Origin of the sequence: Nonomuraea sp. NPDC048826 (genome assembly GCF_043198225.1) — a bacterium.
Lineage (GTDB): Bacteria > Actinomycetota > Actinomycetes > Streptosporangiales > Streptosporangiaceae > Nonomuraea.
The window spans coordinates 576,768-593,194 of the sequence record NZ_JBICUQ010000005.1 but is presented as its reverse complement, the minus strand read 5'-3'; the positions used below and the strand labels follow the sequence as shown (position 1 = coordinate 593,194).

The following is a 16,427-nucleotide window of genomic DNA, read 5'->3' as shown; positions in this document are numbered from 1 at the left end:
TCACCTTTGACGGACTTGACGGTCTTGGGGCTGCCACGCGCTCAGCGCACCGGCAGCAGGTCGCGCGGGTTGTCCACGAGGATCCGCCGGACGTCCTCGTCGCCGACGCCCGCCTCCTTGAGGAGAGGGACGAACGTGGTCAGGACGTGGCTGTAGCGCACGTCGTTGGCCGGATGGCCCTTGGCGACGCCGGTGGCGCTGCTGGACAGCAGGACCCGGGCCCCGTGGCCGGCCTCGATCAGCTCGGCGACCAGGGCGGCGCGCGCGGCGTCGGTGACGTGGGCGTCGTCCTCGGTGCCCACGTGGTCGAGTGCGGCGTAGGCGCCGCGGGCCGCGACCGCCGCGGGCGCGCCGGCGGCGACGGCGTCCTGGCGGTCGAGGCCGCCCACGACAACCCGGTCGGCGGGCAGCCCCTCGTCCAGGACGACGTCGAGCTCGCGGACGGCGTCGCCGCCGTGGCGGAGTGAGACCGGGACGCCGGTGGCCAGGGCGGCGCGGGCGGCGCCGCGGAACAGGCTCTCGTCGGTCGCGGTCATGCCCGAGGCGGTCGCGGCGGTGGCCACGAGCCCCGCGGCGCCGCGCCGTTCGACCCGGGGCACCACCATGCCCTCGGTGATCTCCTTGGCGAACAGGTCGGCGAACTTCTCGGCCGGCCAGGGCGTCGGCGGGTTGGTCTGCGGCGTCAGGAAGTAGCCGCCGAGCAGCTCCTCGGGGCCCTGGCCGGTGGACGCGACGATGTGCACGCCCGTGGTGCGCGAGAGCGTCTCGTACAGCCGCACGTCGCGGCCGTGGAACATGCCGGTGCTGTCGACGATCGTGCCGCCGCCGTGCTCGCGGAAGTCGGCGAGCTTCCCGGCGAGGATCTCGAAGATCTCGGCGCGGTCGAAGGTGATGTCGAACGCGTGCTCCGCTCCCGGAAGCACCGACAGCAGAGCCTCGTGCACCGCGACGACCCCCAGCTCCTCCGCGGGAACGGGGCCGAGCACGGTGTTGACGGTGCCGCCGGCGGTGTTCTCGGCGGTCTGGGCACCCATCACGGTCCCTCCTTAGCTCTCGGCGAGTGACCGTGGTCACGCCACGCCGTGAATGGTGTCATCTCAATTTACGACACGTCAAGCAAATATCCTGCAAGTAAACTCAATTTTCTTGTCGTACGGAGAAGGCCGGGACCTCTGGCGGCCCCGGCCGATCTCCGCAGGTCACTCGGCGGCGGCGACCTTCTCGTCGGGCACGAACTCCGCCACCTCGGCGCGCTCCGCCCCGAAGAGCCCGAACAGCGTCAGAGCCGCGGCCGCGGCGGCACAGAGACCCGCGACCAGGAACGCGTGACCGAACGCGCCGCCCAGCGACTCGAACGCGAGCATCCGGAGGCTCTCCGGCATCGGCACCGGCGGCAGGTCGCCGGCGCCGGGCACGACCGGCATCGAGTTGATCGCCATGGCGCCACCCTGCTGAGCCATACCCCCCGCGACCTCGGTGTACGGCGGCTCCAGCCCGGATCGGCCGATCGCCGCGCCGACACCGGCGTGCAGGTCGCCGTTCGCCCGGCTGACCGCGAACGCCGCGATGAGCACCGGGCCGAGTGCGAAGCCGAAGTCGCGCAGCAGGTTGGTGGTGGCGCTGGCCATGCCGGCGAGCCGGAGCGGGACGGTGTTGATCGCGACGGCCGTGATCGAGCCGACGGTCAGCGCGAAGCCGATGCCGAGGGCCAGCATGGGGCCGATGAACCGCGTCCAGTCCAGGTCGTGCACGTCGAACGTGGAGCACCAGGCGCCGCTGACGGCGATGAGCGCGAAGCCGACGGTGAGCACCCAGCGCGGCGAGACGTTCCTGATCAGGTGCGAGACGAGCTTCACCAGCACGAAGGCCGGCCCCTGGATGAACAGGAACAGCACCCCGATCTTCAACGCGCTCTGGTGCTGGATCGCGCCGAGCCAGATGCTCATCGAGTAGCAGATCGCCAGGAACGCGAACATGCCGATCACCGTGGCGATCGCGACGACCGAGTAGGCCCGGTTGGCGAAGATGTCGAGCCGCAGCAGCGGGACCTCGGTCCGCAGCTCGATGACCACGAACGCGCCGAGGAGCACGACGCCCGCGGCGAACGCGCCGATGATCTCCGGGCGGGCGAACCCGGCCTCGGAGCCCTGGGTGGCGGCGAACAGGATGGCGATCAGGCCGAGGGCCAGCGTGACCTGGCCCGGGACGTCCAGCTTGCGGCCTTCCGGCGCCGAGGAGTCGACGGCGAAGTGGGTGATGCCCATCGAGACGACCGCCGCCGCGACGACCACGAGGTACGAGGTGCGCCAGATCCCCTGCGCGGCCAGCCACCCGCCCATCAGCGGGGAGATCGCCGCGCCGATCGAGAGACAGCCCGCCCAGACGGCGATCGCCCTGGCCCTGGCCTCCGGCGACGGGCTGACCGCGGCCAGCATGGCGAGCGAGATCGGGTAGAGGATCGCGGCCCCGAGACCGGCGACGACCTGCCCGGCCCACAGGATCTGGATCGTTCCCGCGAAGCTGCAGGCGATCGAGCCGGCGATGGTGAGCAGGGCGCCTGCCTGCAGCAGCCTCTTGCGTCCGAACAGGTCGCCGATCACGCCGGTGGTCAGCTCGAAGACGACCATGGGGATGGCGAAGGCGGCCGTGATCCAGGCCAGTTCGGCCCCGGTGGCCTGGAACTCCTGCTGGAACGTGCCGTTGAGTGCGCCGGGCAGCGAGTACGCCACCTGCGCGAGGAGGACGGCGAAGCAGCCGGCGGCCACCGTGGCGGTGTAGCCCTGCTTGCGCACAGCGGTCTGCGTCATCTCGGATGTCTTTCTTGTCAGAGGGCCGGGCGATCGACCGCCCGGGACCGGCCACCAGGTGTGAGCGCCATCACCTGTTGGCTGAGCAAGGTGTCACATGATTTAACACAGCGTCAATACTTTGGCCTCTACGTATTGAGCGCGAGCAGCACGGTCGTGGTGCTCTAAACTGGCCGGATGGCGACCCTTCGCGCGGCACAGAAGGAGATGACGCGGAAGCTCCTGCTCGACGCCGGGCTGGACCTGTTCGTGTCCAAGGGCTACGCGCCGACGACGGTCGACGACATCGCGTCGGCGGCGGGCACGACGCGGGTCACCTTCTACGCGTACTTCCCCTCCAAAGTCGACCTGATGAAGGCGCTGATCTCCGAGCGGCTCAACGCCGCGCTCGACCGGCTCCCCTCCGGCGAGCACGGCTCGACCGCGTGGGAGCTGGTCGCCGTCGTCGAGGACGGTTCCCGCGAGCGGATCCGCGCCTGGCTCGCGGCGATCTCCGAACGATGGGACGTGATCCGCCCCTACACCACGACCGCCTTCGAGGCCGCCGCCGTCGACCCCGACATCCGCGCGCTCCTCGACGAGTGGCTCAACGAGGCCATCAGCGACGTCAAGGAGGGGCTCGACCGCGCCGGCCGCTTCCCGGCCGCCACCCGCCACTTCCGCAGCGTCATCGCCATCACCGAGCTCGACCACGTCGCCCGCAACTGGAAACCCGGCACCTGGGGCGTCGAGCGCGACCAGATGCTGGACGTCCTCACCGAGAGCTGGCTCGGCTCCATCGGCCGGCACTGAGCGCCTTGCGCCCGCCTTCCTCCCGGCACGCCACGCGGAACCGGATCAGGCGTCAGTGGACGACAGCTCGCGCAATGCATCCACCGCACGGTCCTCCCAAGGCCGGGAGCGCAACCTGCGTGAGATGGCAACGGCTTCCCGTAGATGAGCGCCGGCCTCCTCCAGGGCGCCCAGCCTGCGCTGGTTCTCGGCGAAGGCCAGCAGGAACCGGAGATGATGATGGTGCTCGCGGACGAGCCGCGCGTAGGGCACGGCCGCCTTGAAGTGTTCGGCCGCGCGAAGATATTCCCGCTGCCCCAGGTGCACCGATCCGAGCCCGTACAGTGCCCAGAACTGCAGGTGCGGCGAGTCCAGCTCCTTGGCCGCCTGTAATACGAGCGAGAAGAGCGGCCTCGCTGGCGCCGCCTCGCCCTTGGCCACTTGCACCTCCGCGAAGGTGACCAGCGCCCTGAGCCATGAGACGTGACCATGGGCGTCGGCCAGCGCGATCGCCCGGTTGACGAAGGTCTCAGCCGCCTCGATCTTGCCTAGGTCAAGGCACACCGAACCGGCCAGCCGGAGCGCGAGAGCGAGAGCGCCCTGGCTCCCTATGCCCTGCAGGACGTCGATGGCACGCCGGTAATCGGCGTGAGCGGCGGCGAAGCGGCCGCGAGTGTGGTTGACCCATCCCGACAAGGTCAGAACACGTCCGAGGAGCTGTTCGTCGCCCGCTCTTTCGGCCACGGGCATGACGGAGCGCAGATAGTGCTCGGCCTCGTCACAGAGGTATCGGTTCGCGCACAGGAAGGCGAGGCCGGCATTGACCAACGCCGCCCCCAGGAGGTCATCTGCCGCTCGAGCTGCCACCAGGGCCACCTGATGCGTCTCCCACCACTCGTCGTAGGCCTGGAGCGCCTCGAAGAGGAACATTCCGGTCACAGCGAGCTGCCAGCAGACCCGGTGCATGCCGAGGCGGCTCGCCTGCTGGGTCGCCTCGACGATGAAGGAAAGCTCGGACTCCAGCCATCGGGAGTCGGAGATCGCCGGCCCCCAGTCGGATCGGGCGGCGGGCGGTACGGCCCGGTTGGCCGTCACGACGGCCTCTTGGTCCCAGAGTGTGCAGTGCGCCTGCCCGAGAAGGTCAAGCAGGCTCACGAAGAACCGGTCGAGAGCGAGGCGGCGCGCCTCGTCCGGCTCCTCCGCTTGCAGCCGTTCCCGGGCGAACGCGCGGACCAGGTCATGGAAGCGGTAGCGGACGTCCGCGGCGCCCTTGGCCCGTGTGGTGCTCAGCAAAGAGTGTTCGACCAGTCGTTCGAGCGCCTGTTCAACCTCGGGGAGGGAAGTTCCGAGCAGCGCGGCCGCCGCCCAGACCCCGAAGTCGGCCGTATCCAGCAGGCCCAGCAGCCGGAACAGACGTGCGGCACCCGAAGGCAGGCCAGCGTAGCTGAGCATCAGGCTGGCCCGGACGTCGAGCGTGCCCACCATGAACTCGTCCAGCGTGTTCTCGCGGTTCTCTAGCGCCCCGACGAGTTGGGCGACCCGCTGGTGAGGTCGCAGGACCATGCGCTCTCCGGCCACGCGTAATGCCAAGGGCAAGTAGCCGCACACCTCGGCGAGCTTGCCCACCGCCGCGTGGTCTGCCACGACAGCGGATTCCCCCATGATGACCGTCAACAAGTCGACGGCTTCTTGCCGGTCCATGACGTCGAGAACGAGATGATGCATGCCGTACGGCTTCGCCAGCCGGGAACGGCTGGTGACGATCACCCCGGAGTCCAGGTGGCCGGGCAGCAGCGGGCGGATCTGTTCGACGTCCCGCGCGTTGTCCAGTATGAGCAGTATCCGCTTCCCCGACAGCAGGGCGCGGAAGACGGCGGTCCGCTCGTCGAGGGACTCGGGCAGCGACTCCGGATGCACGCCCAGCACACGCAGCAGCCGCGCCAGCACGTCTTCCGGCTGCGCTGGATGGGCCCCGGCGCCATGCAGGTCGACGTAGAGCTGGCCATCCGGAAACCGCTCTGCCAGCAGATGGGCGGCGTGGGCGGCCAGGGACGTCTTCCCGACGCCGGGCATCCCGGAGATCATCACCATCGGCAAGGAAGTCGGAGACGTCCTGCCGGTGAGCCGGTCGCCGATCTGGTCGAGTTGCCGGTCGCGTCCGGTGAAGTCGGCAAGGTCGGGCGGAAGAAGACAGAGGCGCGAGCCGTTTTGCGCGCTGAACATTGGACGGGTCACGCGAAGCACGTCCATGCGCGCGGCGAGCAGCGGAGGCGAAGGCTCGACGCCCAGTTCCTCCGACAGCCGGACTCGCAATCGCTCGAAGCGCCGGAGCCCTTCAGCCCTGCGCCCGCTGCGCCCGAGGAGAGTGATCAGGTGTGCGTTGACGACCTCGTCGAAGGGCCGTGACGAGGCCAGCGAGCTGAGGGGCTCGATCGCGTCGACCGGGTTCCCGTAGTGCAGGGCGTCCTCGGCCAGCCGGCATGCGCAGTCGACGCGGAGCTTGTCCAACTCGCCGACGGCAGGACAGGCATGCGGCTCCAGAAGGTCGGCGAGCACGGGTCCGCGCCACAGCTTCAGAGCGGAAACGAACAGGTCGATGCGGCGGCGAGGATCGGTCTCGCGCTGGGCGGTTTTGTACAGCCGGCGGAACTGGCCGGCATCCACGCTCTCGGCGGGAACGTCGATGCGGTAGCCGGAACCCATGCGCGCGACCGCGTCCGTGATGCCTATATGCCGGTGCAGCCAGGTTCTGAGCCTGGACACCGTGCTGTACAGGGTTTGCTGATCACATCCGGTCTCTCCCCACACCAGGTCGATCAAGGCTTCTCTGCCCACCAGACGGCCTGGGGTCAGGAGCAGGACGCCGAGCAGGCGGCCGACGTTCTGACGGGTGGGCGTGTGCTCCTGGTCATCGACCCAGATGCGCAACGGTCCCAGGACTCCGAACTTCCGGATGGATATCTGGTTCGTTCCGTCGCTCATCCGCAACCCCTCCTTGTGGAAGATGACCTTCTCTCATGATGCGACAAACCTCATGGGCAGAAAACGGTCAGATCTTGGCGAGGAATCGGTTAGCACACTTTGTCATGATCGCACGGATATCCAGGGATACATCCGCACCTGGAAGCATCGCCCGAAGGGAGACATTCATGGGTCTGGAGAGTTACACCGGCATGACGCTGGACCAGCTGGCCGAATCACCGATCGCAGACGCGCTGGTGACCGCGCTCGGCGCCGACGACGCAAACATCTGCGCGTTCGTCTCCTCGATCTGAGTTCATAGGGGACGCGGGGTGTCGACGCCGATGGAAATCCACCCGGAGAGGCCGCCCGAATGGCCCTATGAAGGCCTTGACCTCGAAGAGCTCCGCCGAGAGGGATGGGAGCCGGTTCCGTTCCAGATGTTCGTCGTGAAGCTGCACGAACGATGCAATCTCGCGTGCGACTACTGCTACATGTACGAACTCGCTGATCAGAGCTGGCGCTCGCGTTCCCTCACGATGAGCCGGGAGATTCTCTCGCGTACGGCACACCGCATCTCCGATCACGTACGCGATCACGGGCTCTCCTCTGTCAGCGTGGTGTTGCATGGAGGAGAGCCGCTGCTGGTCGGTGCGGACATGCTGGACTTCGCGGCCACCACGCTGCGGACGTGCCTTCCGGCTTCCACCCACCTCGGGCTCACGGTGCAAACCAACGGGACGCTGCTCACGGAGGAGATCCTCCAGGTGCTGTTGCGTCATGAGGTGCGCGTCGGCGTGAGCCTGGACGGCGGTGAGCAGGACAACGATCGCCACCGCCGGTATCGCGACGGCAGAGGGAGCCACTCCGGCGTGGCCGCGGGGCTGCGACTGCTCAACCGGCCGGAGTACCGATCCCTATTCTCCGGGCTGCTGTGCACGATCGATGTCGAGAACGATCCCCTCGAGGTCTACGAAGGGTTGCTCGCCTTCTCTCCTCCGCGCGTGGACTTCCTGTTGCCGCATGGCAACTGGTCCGCTCGTCCTCCGGGTCGTCCGGCCGACAAGAGCACGCCGTACGCCGACTGGCTGATCGAAATCTTCGAGCACTGGTACCACACGCCCGCACCCCGCGTGGGCGTGCGGACCTTCCAGAGCATCATCGCTCAGCTCTTCGGCCGCCCGTCGATGAGCGAACAGTTCGGCCTCGCTCCGGCCCGGCTCCTGGTGATCGACACGGACGGCAGTGTGCAGCAGGTGGACACGCTTAAGTCGGCTTTCGAGGGAGCTGCGGAGACCACGTTGAATGTCATCAGCCATTCCTTCGACACCGCCTTGTCGCTGGCCCCCATCGCAGCACGTCAGATCGGTGTGCGTGCCCTGTGCGAGAGCTGCGGGAACTGCCCAGTGAGGGACGTCTGCGGCGGCGGTTTCTACGTACACCGGTACAGGGAGGGCTCCGGCTTCCGCAATCCCTCTGTCTACTGCCCGGACCTCATGAAGCTCATCACCCACATTCGGGACCGGGTGCACGCGGAGCTGGCTCCGATCATCGGGAGGCGACCGTGAGCCGGACAACACTGCACGAGGAAGAGTTACGTGAGCTGGGCCGGGGCCCCGGTACGCCGCGGCTCGTCGAAAGGCTGGGCGCCGCGCGAATGGGCAAGACCCTGGTGGGCCTGCGAGCCTTGCTGTCGCGGGCTCCGGATGAGCTGGACGGCGAGGCCGTGGCCGGCCTCCGAGCCGCTTACGACCTGCTGGCCCGGGTCCAGCGGGCAGATCCCGATCTGGTGCGCTCTCTCTTGGACCGTCCGCAGACCGACGCCTGGGCCGCGCGATGGCTGGGGCCGGCTTCCGGACGCGCCAGGGCGGCGTCCCAAGCCGCCTATCTGAGCAATCTGTCAGCGTCGGCCGCCATCCGCTCCGGGATGACAGCGGCGATCGACGTCGAGGCCCGATCAGGCGTGATACTCCTGCCCGAACTCGGCCGACTCGTCGTGGGACCGTCCTCCTTCACCGGTAGGGCCACTGTGGAGGTCGGGGAGGAGGAGACCCGTGTCAGCGCGGGCGAGTGTGTCCTGCGCATGTCCACTCGTGCCTTTTCCAGCCACTCCGCCTTCCATCCGGTCCGTAGAGTCCGCGTCGGCACCGCGTATGTCCTGGACGTGGAGTTCGACGAGGAGTTCGGCGGTTGGATAGACTCCCCCTACGGGGACGCGCGGTTGCTCGGCAGGCTCGGCGAGGTGGAGTGGGAGCAGTGGCGACGGCGGCTCGCCGCCTCCTGGGAACTGCTCGAAGGGCACCACCCCGAGTACGCCGCCACCCTCGCGGCGGGCCTGCGCTGCCTCGTACCTCTGACATCCCCGGCTCAGGGAACCGTGAGCGCCACCTCGTCCACCGCATTCGGCGCAGTGGCGATATCCCTGCCCGCGGAACCCAGCGTGCTGGCTGTCACGCTGGTCCACGAGTTCCAGCACGGGAAACTCTCCGTCGTGCTGGATAGCACACGGCTCCATGAGCCGGCCGGCGACCCGCGATTCTACGCTCCCTGGCGTGACGACCCCCGTCCGCTCGTCCCATTCCTCCAGGGCGTTTACGCCCATCTCGGTGTCGCGCAGTTCTGGGACGTGCACCGACACGTGGCCGAGCCGCCGTGGGACGTCCTGGCGCACGTGGAGTTCACCCGCTGGCGTGACCAGACGTGGCAGGCGGTCGAGCAGCTGGACGATCGCGCATCGCTGACCGAGGAGGGATCCGCCTTCGTGGCGGAAATCCGGGGTCGGCTCCGTGACATGCTCCAGGCTACGATTCCCGGGCGTGAGCGGGAACTGGCCGAGTGGGCGGCGGCCGACCATCGGATCGTGTGGCGCCTGCGAAACCTGCAGTGCGACCCGGAGGCGATCGAGACGCTAGTGAGAGAGTGGACCGCCGGCCTTCCGGAGCCGACGCGAACCACCGTGGCCACCAGCAGGCGCATTCCCAGCTCTCCCAAGCCGCAGCCAAGGCGGCTCCTGCTCTTCTACGAACGGCTGAGCACCGTTGACAGCAGGCCTGACTCCGCCGATCCCGACGAACTTTACGTGATGGGCGACTATGTCGCCGCCGCGGCGGGCTATCGAGACATCGTCGCCGGCGATCCCTCCCACACCGACGCCTGGGCCGGGCTTCTGCTCATTACGGCCAGGACGGGCCCACGTCCGATCTGCGAGGTGATCCTCTCCGCGCCCGAACTCATCATGGCGCTCTGCCGCCGCGTGGGCGAAGCCGACCCGGCCGATCTCGCACGCTGGCTGGGCACTCCTCCGTTTCGAGCACTCTGACGTGATCCTCTTCCTCCGGTGGTGGCGGCCATGACCGACTTCGACGCTCCGACCTCCCTGTGGACCAAAGTCCTCACCGTTGAAGCCTCTCTGTGGATGGGACGGGTCCACCTGCTGGGCCAGCAGACTTTCATCCTCATCGGCTGGTATGCCGCGGTGGCGCCTGACGGTACGCCTGATCCGTTACCCCTCATCGGACTGTGCACGTTCCTGTTTTTCGGATTCGTGGCCCTGCAGATCCTCAACGATGTGAAGGATGTAGAAGGCGACCGGATCACGGCGCCTTACTTGCCTCTCCCGTCCGGCCTGCTCTCCGTCCGCACGGCCGCCCGCCTCGCCGTCGCGTACATGGGCGTGGGTCTCCTGGCTCTCCTCTTGACCCTGCCGCATCTCTTCTGGGTTGTGGTGATCCTGGCAACGACAGGCGCGGCGGCGGGCATCCTGGTGGCGTACTCCAAGCTCAAGGGACAGGGAGTCCTGGCATCGGCGATCATCACCGTCGCCTTCGCCCTCCCCCTCCTCTGGGCCTGGTTCGTCGCTGGAGGCGGAGATCCGATCGTCCTGGTGACGCTGGTGTTCTACACCCAGGTCACCTACTTCAGCGGGAACATCATCGCTGCCCTTCACGACGTCGACCTGGACGAGCGGGCCGGCAACACGACCTTCCCGGTGCGGGTCGGCGCCCCTCGGGCTTTCCGCTTCATGGTCGGGGTCGCGGGGGTGGGCTGGCTCCTCGTTCCCGTCATCGCGCTTCTCGGGCCGTACGGAATGTGGGCGCTGCCCTTCATCGTGCCGGGTCTCGCCCTGCTGGCTGTCTCCTATCGCCGGATGCTGCGCACTTTGCAAGTGCCGGACCGGGGGAGACTGCGCCGGATCGATGATCTCGGCCCCATGAAGGTCAGCGACCAGTTCAGGAACGCCGCGGTCCTGGCGGTCTTCGCTCCCTGGGTTGCCTTGGTGGCCTTCGCGGTCATCCAGGCGATCGCCTGGTCAGGGCACTACCTCTACATGTGGCGCATCGTCCGCGGCGGACTGGTTCGCTCCCTCGCCCAGGAGACCGGCGCCGGACTTCCTGGTCCGGACCGCTGAGGCGGGCGAACATGTGCCGAAATGGCGGAATGGCGATTCGCGCCCACGGAGTACGGAGAACCTACGGCTCGACGGCCGCGGTGACAGGCGTGGATCTTCACCTCGCCGAAGGAACTTTGCTCAGCCTGCTGGGTCCCAATGGGGCGGGCAAGACGACGCTGGTACGGATATTGGCCACCTTGCTGCGGATGGACGCCGGCCGGGCCTTGGTCGCGGGCTTCGACGTGGAACGCCGGCCGCGGGAAGTGCGGCGCAGAATCGCGGTGTCAGGGCAGTACACGGCCATCGACGGCTTGTTGACCGGAAGGGAGAACGTCGAACTGTTCGGCCGCTTGCTGGGGCTGAGCAGGCGGGACGCGACTGCTCGTGCGGCGGAACTGCTGGATCTCTTCGAACTCGCCGCAGCTGAGGGCAGGCCTGCGCGAACCTACTCCGGCGGCATGCGCAGGCGGTTAGATCTCGCGATGTGCCTGGTCGCCCGCCCTGCCGTGCTGTTCCTGGACGAACCGACCACAGGTCTTGATCCAATCGGACGCGGCCTGCTGTGGTCGATCGTCCGCGACGCCGTGGCCGAGGGAACGGCGGTCCTGCTGACGACTCAGTATCTGGAGGAGGCGGACCGACTCGCCGACCGGTTGATGCTGCTGGAATCCGGCGCGGTCGTCGCCGACGGAACGCCGGACGAGTTGAAACGCGAGATCGGCCAGGAACGGCTGGAGGTCGCTGTGACCCACCCTCGGGACCTACCGGCGACCCGCAGAGTGCTGGAGCTCCACGTGGGCGAACCACCGACGATCGACGTCGGCCGACTGCGCGCCACGGTGAGAATCGACGGACGGCTGACCGCCGTGGCGGGAATCGCGGCGGCTCTCGCGGCCGAGCGAATCAATCTGGCGGAGTTCGCTCTGCGGCGTCCGTCCCTGGACGAGGTATTCGCGACGCTGCTCGGACAGGAGGGCGGAGATGCGGGCCATGGCGAACCTGGCGCGTGATGCGTATCTGCTCGCCGGCCGACGGAGTCGACACCTGCTGCGTGCCCCGGGCAAGCTCATCAGTGTCACGCTGAATCCGCTGATTATGCTCTTCACCATCGGTTATCTGTTCGCCGGTTCGATCCTCGTCCCGAGCAGCGGTGACTACCTGGAGTTCATCATGGCCGGCATCGCGGCCCAGGTGGCTCTCACCAGCGTCGCGCCGTCTTCGCTGGGCATGGCCATGGAGTTGCGCGACGGTCTGATCGAAAGGCTGCGGTCGTTGCCCACCTCGCCCTTCGCGGTTCTTCTCGGCTACACGCTCTCGGAGCTGCTGCTGGCCGTCACAGGGCTCTTTCTAGTCTCCGGGGTAGGTTCTCTCATGGGCTGGCGCACCCGCGGCGGCTTCGCCGACACCCTGACCGCCTTCGCGCTGATCGTGGTCTTCATCTACGCGATGATTTGGGTTGGAGTTCTGCTCGGACTCGCCGTACGAGCTCCGGAGGTCATCGGGCCGATCGCGGCGCTGGTTCTGATCGTGCCCTCATTCCTGTCCAACGCATTCCTGTCGGTGACAGGCCTGCCCGGCTGGGCACGAGTCCTCGCCGAGTGGAACCCGGTGAGCGCCCTCGTCACCCTCTGCCGACGCCTCTGGGGCACCCCCACCATCTCCGGAAGCAGTCTTCCCGAGCTCTACCCCGGCGCGCTGTTGTGCGTGTCCCTCGTTGCCTTGTTCGCCACCACCATCACCCTGAGTCTGAGGGCATACAGCCGGATTGTCACTCCCTGAGCTCACGCCGCCCGGTGAGGCCACGATGCCCGGCATGCTGGACGCCTACGGCATGACCTGGCGCCTCGGACATTGACCGGACACGCGCGTCCGGAGGTACCCCGTATCACCCGGTCCCCGCCGTGCCGCGATGAAGCAGCGATGAAGCCGCGGTGAAGACGGCCCGTGCGAGAGTGGCTGAGCAGAGGTATGCGAACACCTAGAGAAAGCCGAAGGACATCAGAAGGTGATCGCGAACGCGGCGGGTTCCGTCAGGCGGCTTCACCGTCGACGCGCCCTTCGACCAGCACGTTCCCTTCGACGCCGACCCGGAGCAGGTCCCGCGCCACCCCCAAATCGATGGCGTTCGCGTAGAAGAGGGTGGAAGGTGGGGGTGTGATGGTCGCTGTACAGTTCTCGGTCCTCGGCCCGTTGACCATGACGCGTGACGGGGTGCGGAGACCCGTCTCCGGCGGCAAGATCGGGATTCTGCTCGCCTCACTCCTGCTCTGCCCCAACCAGGTCGTCTCCTTCCCCCAGCTCGCCGAACGGCTGTGGGACCGGCATCCGCCGCGCAACGCGCGCCGCGTGCTGCAGACCACCATGGTGCGCCTGCGGCAGTCACTGGACCTGGGCGAGGTGATCGTGACCGAGCCGGGCGGCTACCGCGCCAGTCTGGAGCCCGGACAGCTCGACCTGCTGGAGTTCCGGCGGCTGATGCGGCTGGCGGCAGACGCGCCCTCGGCGGCGCGGGAGAGCCGGCTCCTGCACGAGGCGCTCGCCCTGTGGCGCGGGCCGGCCTGCGCCGACGTCGAGTCGGAGGCGCTGCACCAGATCGACGTCCCGCCGCTCACAGAGCAACGCCTGCACGGTCTCGAACGCCGCATCGACCTCGACATCCACCTGGGCGAGGACGCCGCCCTGGTCGCCGAGCTGCGGGCGCTGGTGGCCGAGCATCCGCTCAGGGAACGCCTGTGGGGCCAGTTCATGACCGTGCTGTACCGGGCCGGACGGCAGGCCGACGCCCTGGACGCCTACCGCACGGTCACCCAGTTGCTGAAGGAGGAACTCGGCATCGACCCCAGCGCCGAACTGCACCGGTTGCACCAGGCGATCCTCGCCCAGGAGCCGCTTCCCGCGAGCCGCCCTCCCGCGCGCCCGCGTGGAGACGTCGCCCCCGCCCGTGAGGTCCCGAGCGAGGGCGAACAGCCGCTGGGCACGCTGCTGCGCATCTGGCGGGAGCGGGCCCTGCTGACGCAGGAGCAGCTCGCGGCCAAGGCGGCTCTCAACGTGCGCACCGTCCGCCGGCTGGAGTCCGGCGTGCTGCGCCGGCCGCGCAGCACGTCGGTCCGGCAGCTGGCCGAGGCGCTGGGCCTGGACGACGCCGAGCTGGCGCTTCTCACCGGGACCGCGCACGGCGGCCAGAGCGTCTCCCGCCCGGCGGGCACGATGCCGCGGCAGCTGCCCACCGACGTGAGCGCGTTCGTCGGCAGGGAGGCGGAGCTGGCCGTCCTGGACCACGTCGGCGACGCTGACACGGTGCTGATCACCGCCATCGACGGCATGGCGGGGGTCGGCAAGACCACGCTGGCCGTGCACGCCGCCCACGAGCTGGCGCCGCACTTCCCCGACGGGAACCTCTTCGTCGACCTGCACGGCTTCACCAGCGGCGTGGCCCCGGCCGATCCGTCCGACACGCTCGCCCGCGTCCTGGCCGTGCTCGGCATCCCCGGCGAGTCGATCCCGGGGCACCTCGACGACCGGGCGGCGCTGTACCGCAGCGTGCTGGCCGGGAAGAAGCTGCTGATCGTGCTGGACAACGCCGCCGACGAGGCGCAGATCCAGCCGCTGCTGCCCGGCGCGGGCGGCTGCCTCGTCCTGATCACCAGCCGGCGGCGGCTGGTCGGCCTGGACGGCGCCCGCACGGTGACGGTCGACGTGCTGCCGATCGGGGACGCGGTCGCGTTGTTCACCGCCACGGCCGGACGGGAACGGCTCGCGGGCGCGCCTGAGGAGGAGCTCGCCGAGGTGGTGCGGCGGTGCGGGCTGCTGCCGCTGGCGATCCGCCTGGCGGCCGCCCGGCTGAAGGCCCATCCCGCCTGGGATGTACGCGATCTTCTGGAGCGGCTGCGCGAGGGCCAGCGGCGGCTGAGCGAGCTGCAGGCGGGGCAGCGCAGCGTGACCGCCGCGCTCGACCTCTCCTACCGCACGCTCACCGACGCCGAGCGGCGCGCCTACCGGCTGCTGGGGCTGCACGCCGGCCCGGACATCACCCCCGACGCGGCCGCCGCCCTGCTCGACGTCCCGGTCACCCGCGCCTCGGCGCTGCTGGACCGGCTGCTGGAGCGCCACCTGCTGCAGGAGCGGGTGCCCGCGCGCTACCGCTTCCACGACCTGATCAAGGCCCACGCCTGCGAGGAGGCCGCCGCCGAGGAGCCCGCGGCCGAGCGGCGGGCCGCGCTGGGCCGCCTGCTGGATCACTACATCGGGGCCGCCTCGGCGGCGATGGACCGGCTCTATCCGTACGAGGCCGACACGCGCCCGCGGCTGTCGGCGAGCACGGTCCCCGCGCCCGCGATGCCCGACGCCGCGGTCTGGCTGGAGGCGGAGCTGCCCAACCTGCTCGCGCTGCCCCCGCACGCCGCCGAGCACGGCTTCGCCGACCACGTCCGCCACCTGTCGGCCACCCTGCACCGATGCCTGCGCACCCGGGGCAGCTACAGCGAGGCCATGACCCTCCTGGAATGCGCGCTGTCCGCCGCGCGCGCCGCCGCCGACCACCCCGGCGAGATGGAGGCGCTGCTCGGCCTGGGCGAACTCCACCATGCCAAGAGCCGGCACGACCTGGCCGTCGAGGACGCCACCCGGGCGCTGGCCATCGCCCGCGCCGTCGGCCACCGCTCCGGCGAGCTGCGGGCGCTGAACGTCCTGGGCACCATCCACCTGAGCCTGGACCGCTTCGGACCGGCCCTCGACCACTTCGGCCAGGCCCTGGAGCTGGCCCGGACGAACAGGCACAGGACCGGTGAGCTGGAGGCGCTGATCGGTTCGAGCAACGTGTGCCGGCTGATGGGCCAGTACGAGCGAGGCCTGGAGAACCTGACGCAGGCCCTCGGCATCGCCCGGATGATCGGCCACCACACCAGCGAGCTCCGCGCGCTCCTCGGCCTCGGCTACATCCATCTCAGGAAGGGCGAGCTCGGGTCGGCCGCCGGCTATCTCGACCAGGTCCTGAGCCTGTCCCGCAGCACCGGGCACCGCTCCGGCGAGCTCAGCAGCCTCAACGCCCTGGCCCACCTGCACCACCTCCAGGGACGGCGGGAGCAGGCCCGCGAGCACTTCCGCCGGGTCCTCGCCCTCGCCCGCGCGATCGGCAACCGCAACTTCCAGTTCGAGGCCGTCTACGGCATCGGCCGGCTGCACCTCGACTCTGGCGATCATCATCAGGCCCGCGACAACCTGCGCCAGGCGCTCGACCTCGCGTCGGATCTCGACCATCCCAGCGACCAGGTACGCGCGCACGACGGGCTCGCGCACGCCTACGCCGCGCTCGGCCGGTCCGACCGGGCGGGCCATCACTGGGACCAGGCCCTGGACATCCTGACCTCGCTCGGCATCGAGCGGACGGACGAGGGCGGGATCGACGTCGAGAGCATCCGGGCCCACCGCCGCCGGCTCGCGCACCCCGTTCCATGACCGCGCGGGTCAGATCCGGCCGGGGAGGAGAGAAAGATCTGGAT

The 16,427-nt window shown here is 69.1% G+C and carries 11 protein-coding genes; 8 read left to right on the top strand and 3 right to left on the bottom strand.

The window, feature by feature from the left end; genetic code table 11:
• Positions 1–41: 41 nt before the first annotated feature.
• Positions 42–1,034 carry a phosphotriesterase gene (locus tag ACGFI7_RS21050; RefSeq protein ID WP_393406793.1) on the bottom strand — a complete coding sequence of 331 codons (993 nt, stop codon included), beginning with the start codon at positions 1,032–1,034 and terminating at the stop codon, positions 42–44.
• Between the two features lie 165 nt (positions 1,035–1,199).
• On the bottom strand, positions 1,200–2,807 hold the full coding sequence (locus ACGFI7_RS21045; protein ID WP_393406791.1) for an MFS transporter: 1,608 nt from the start codon (positions 2,805–2,807) through the stop codon (positions 1,200–1,202).
• Between the two features lie 207 nt (positions 2,808–3,014).
• Between ACGFI7_RS21045 and ACGFI7_RS21040 the strand changes: the two genes are divergently transcribed.
• A complete protein-coding gene (locus tag ACGFI7_RS21040) occupies positions 3,015–3,599 on the top strand; it encodes a TetR/AcrR family transcriptional regulator (RefSeq protein ID WP_393406788.1) in 585 nt (194 codons plus the stop codon).
• A 45-nt stretch (positions 3,600–3,644) separates the two neighbouring features.
• On the opposite strand, the gene ACGFI7_RS21035 is transcribed toward ACGFI7_RS21040, so the two are convergent.
• Complete coding sequence (locus ACGFI7_RS21035; protein ID WP_393406785.1) at positions 3,645–6,560, bottom strand: BTAD domain-containing putative transcriptional regulator; 2,916 nt, start codon at positions 6,558–6,560, stop codon at positions 3,645–3,647.
• Positions 6,561–6,727: 167 nt separating this feature from the next.
• Between ACGFI7_RS21035 and ACGFI7_RS21030 the strand changes: the two genes are divergently transcribed.
• The 7 genes from ACGFI7_RS21030 to ACGFI7_RS21000 all read left to right on the top strand — a co-directional run bounded on the left by ACGFI7_RS21030 (position 6,728) and on the right by ACGFI7_RS21000 (position 16,383).
• Positions 6,728–6,853: a hypothetical protein gene (locus tag ACGFI7_RS21030; RefSeq protein ID WP_393406783.1), complete on the top strand. Its 126-nt coding sequence runs from the start codon at positions 6,728–6,730 to the stop codon at positions 6,851–6,853.
• Between the two features lie 18 nt (positions 6,854–6,871).
• Complete coding sequence (locus ACGFI7_RS21025) at positions 6,872–8,107, top strand: FxsB family cyclophane-forming radical SAM/SPASM peptide maturase (protein ID WP_393406781.1); 1,236 nt, start codon at positions 6,872–6,874, stop codon at positions 8,105–8,107.
• The gene (locus tag ACGFI7_RS21020; RefSeq protein ID WP_393406778.1) at positions 8,104–9,858 is read left to right on the top strand and encodes an HEXXH motif domain-containing protein; all 1,755 of its coding nucleotides are present in this window, start codon (positions 8,104–8,106) and stop codon (positions 9,856–9,858) included. Before ACGFI7_RS21025 ends, ACGFI7_RS21020 begins: the two co-directional genes overlap by 4 nt.
• A 30-nt stretch (positions 9,859–9,888) precedes the next feature.
• On the top strand, positions 9,889–10,947 hold the full coding sequence (locus ACGFI7_RS21015) for a UbiA family prenyltransferase (protein WP_393406776.1): 1,059 nt from the start codon (positions 9,889–9,891) through the stop codon (positions 10,945–10,947).
• 11 nt (positions 10,948–10,958) lie between these two features.
• Positions 10,959–11,939, top strand: a complete 981-nt coding sequence (locus ACGFI7_RS21010) for an ATP-binding cassette domain-containing protein (protein ID WP_393406773.1) — start codon at positions 10,959–10,961, stop codon at positions 11,937–11,939.
• A complete protein-coding gene (locus tag ACGFI7_RS21005) occupies positions 11,920–12,708 on the top strand; it encodes an ABC transporter permease (protein ID WP_393406771.1) in 789 nt (262 codons plus the stop codon). The genes ACGFI7_RS21010 and ACGFI7_RS21005 overlap by 20 nt, the downstream gene beginning before the upstream one ends.
• 378 nt (positions 12,709–13,086) lie before the next feature.
• Entirely contained in the window at positions 13,087–16,383 is a 3,297-nt protein-coding gene (locus ACGFI7_RS21000; protein WP_393407153.1) for a BTAD domain-containing putative transcriptional regulator, read from the top strand.
• Positions 16,384–16,427 lie beyond the last annotated feature (44 nt).

Coding starts and splice junctions, on each gene's coding strand:
- ACGFI7_RS21050 (WP_393406793.1), bottom strand. CDS start 1,034: ATGGGTGCCCAGACCGCCGAGAACACCGCCGGCGGCACCGTCAACACC.
- ACGFI7_RS21045 (WP_393406791.1), bottom strand. CDS start 2,807: ATGACGCAGACCGCTGTGCGCAAGCAGGGCTACACCGCCACGGTGGCC.
- ACGFI7_RS21040 (WP_393406788.1), top strand. CDS start 3,015: ATGACGCGGAAGCTCCTGCTCGACGCCGGGCTGGACCTGTTCGTGTCC.
- ACGFI7_RS21035 (WP_393406785.1), bottom strand. CDS start 6,560: ATGAGCGACGGAACGAACCAGATATCCATCCGGAAGTTCGGAGTCCTG.
- ACGFI7_RS21030 (WP_393406783.1), top strand. CDS start 6,728: ATGGGTCTGGAGAGTTACACCGGCATGACGCTGGACCAGCTGGCCGAA.
- ACGFI7_RS21015 (WP_393406776.1), top strand. CDS start 9,889: ATGACCGACTTCGACGCTCCGACCTCCCTGTGGACCAAAGTCCTCACC.
- ACGFI7_RS21010 (WP_393406773.1), top strand. CDS start 10,959: ATGTGCCGAAATGGCGGAATGGCGATTCGCGCCCACGGAGTACGGAGA.
- ACGFI7_RS21005 (WP_393406771.1), top strand. CDS start 11,920: ATGGCGAACCTGGCGCGTGATGCGTATCTGCTCGCCGGCCGACGGAGT.
- ACGFI7_RS21000 (WP_393407153.1), top strand. CDS start 13,087: ATGGTCGCTGTACAGTTCTCGGTCCTCGGCCCGTTGACCATGACGCGT.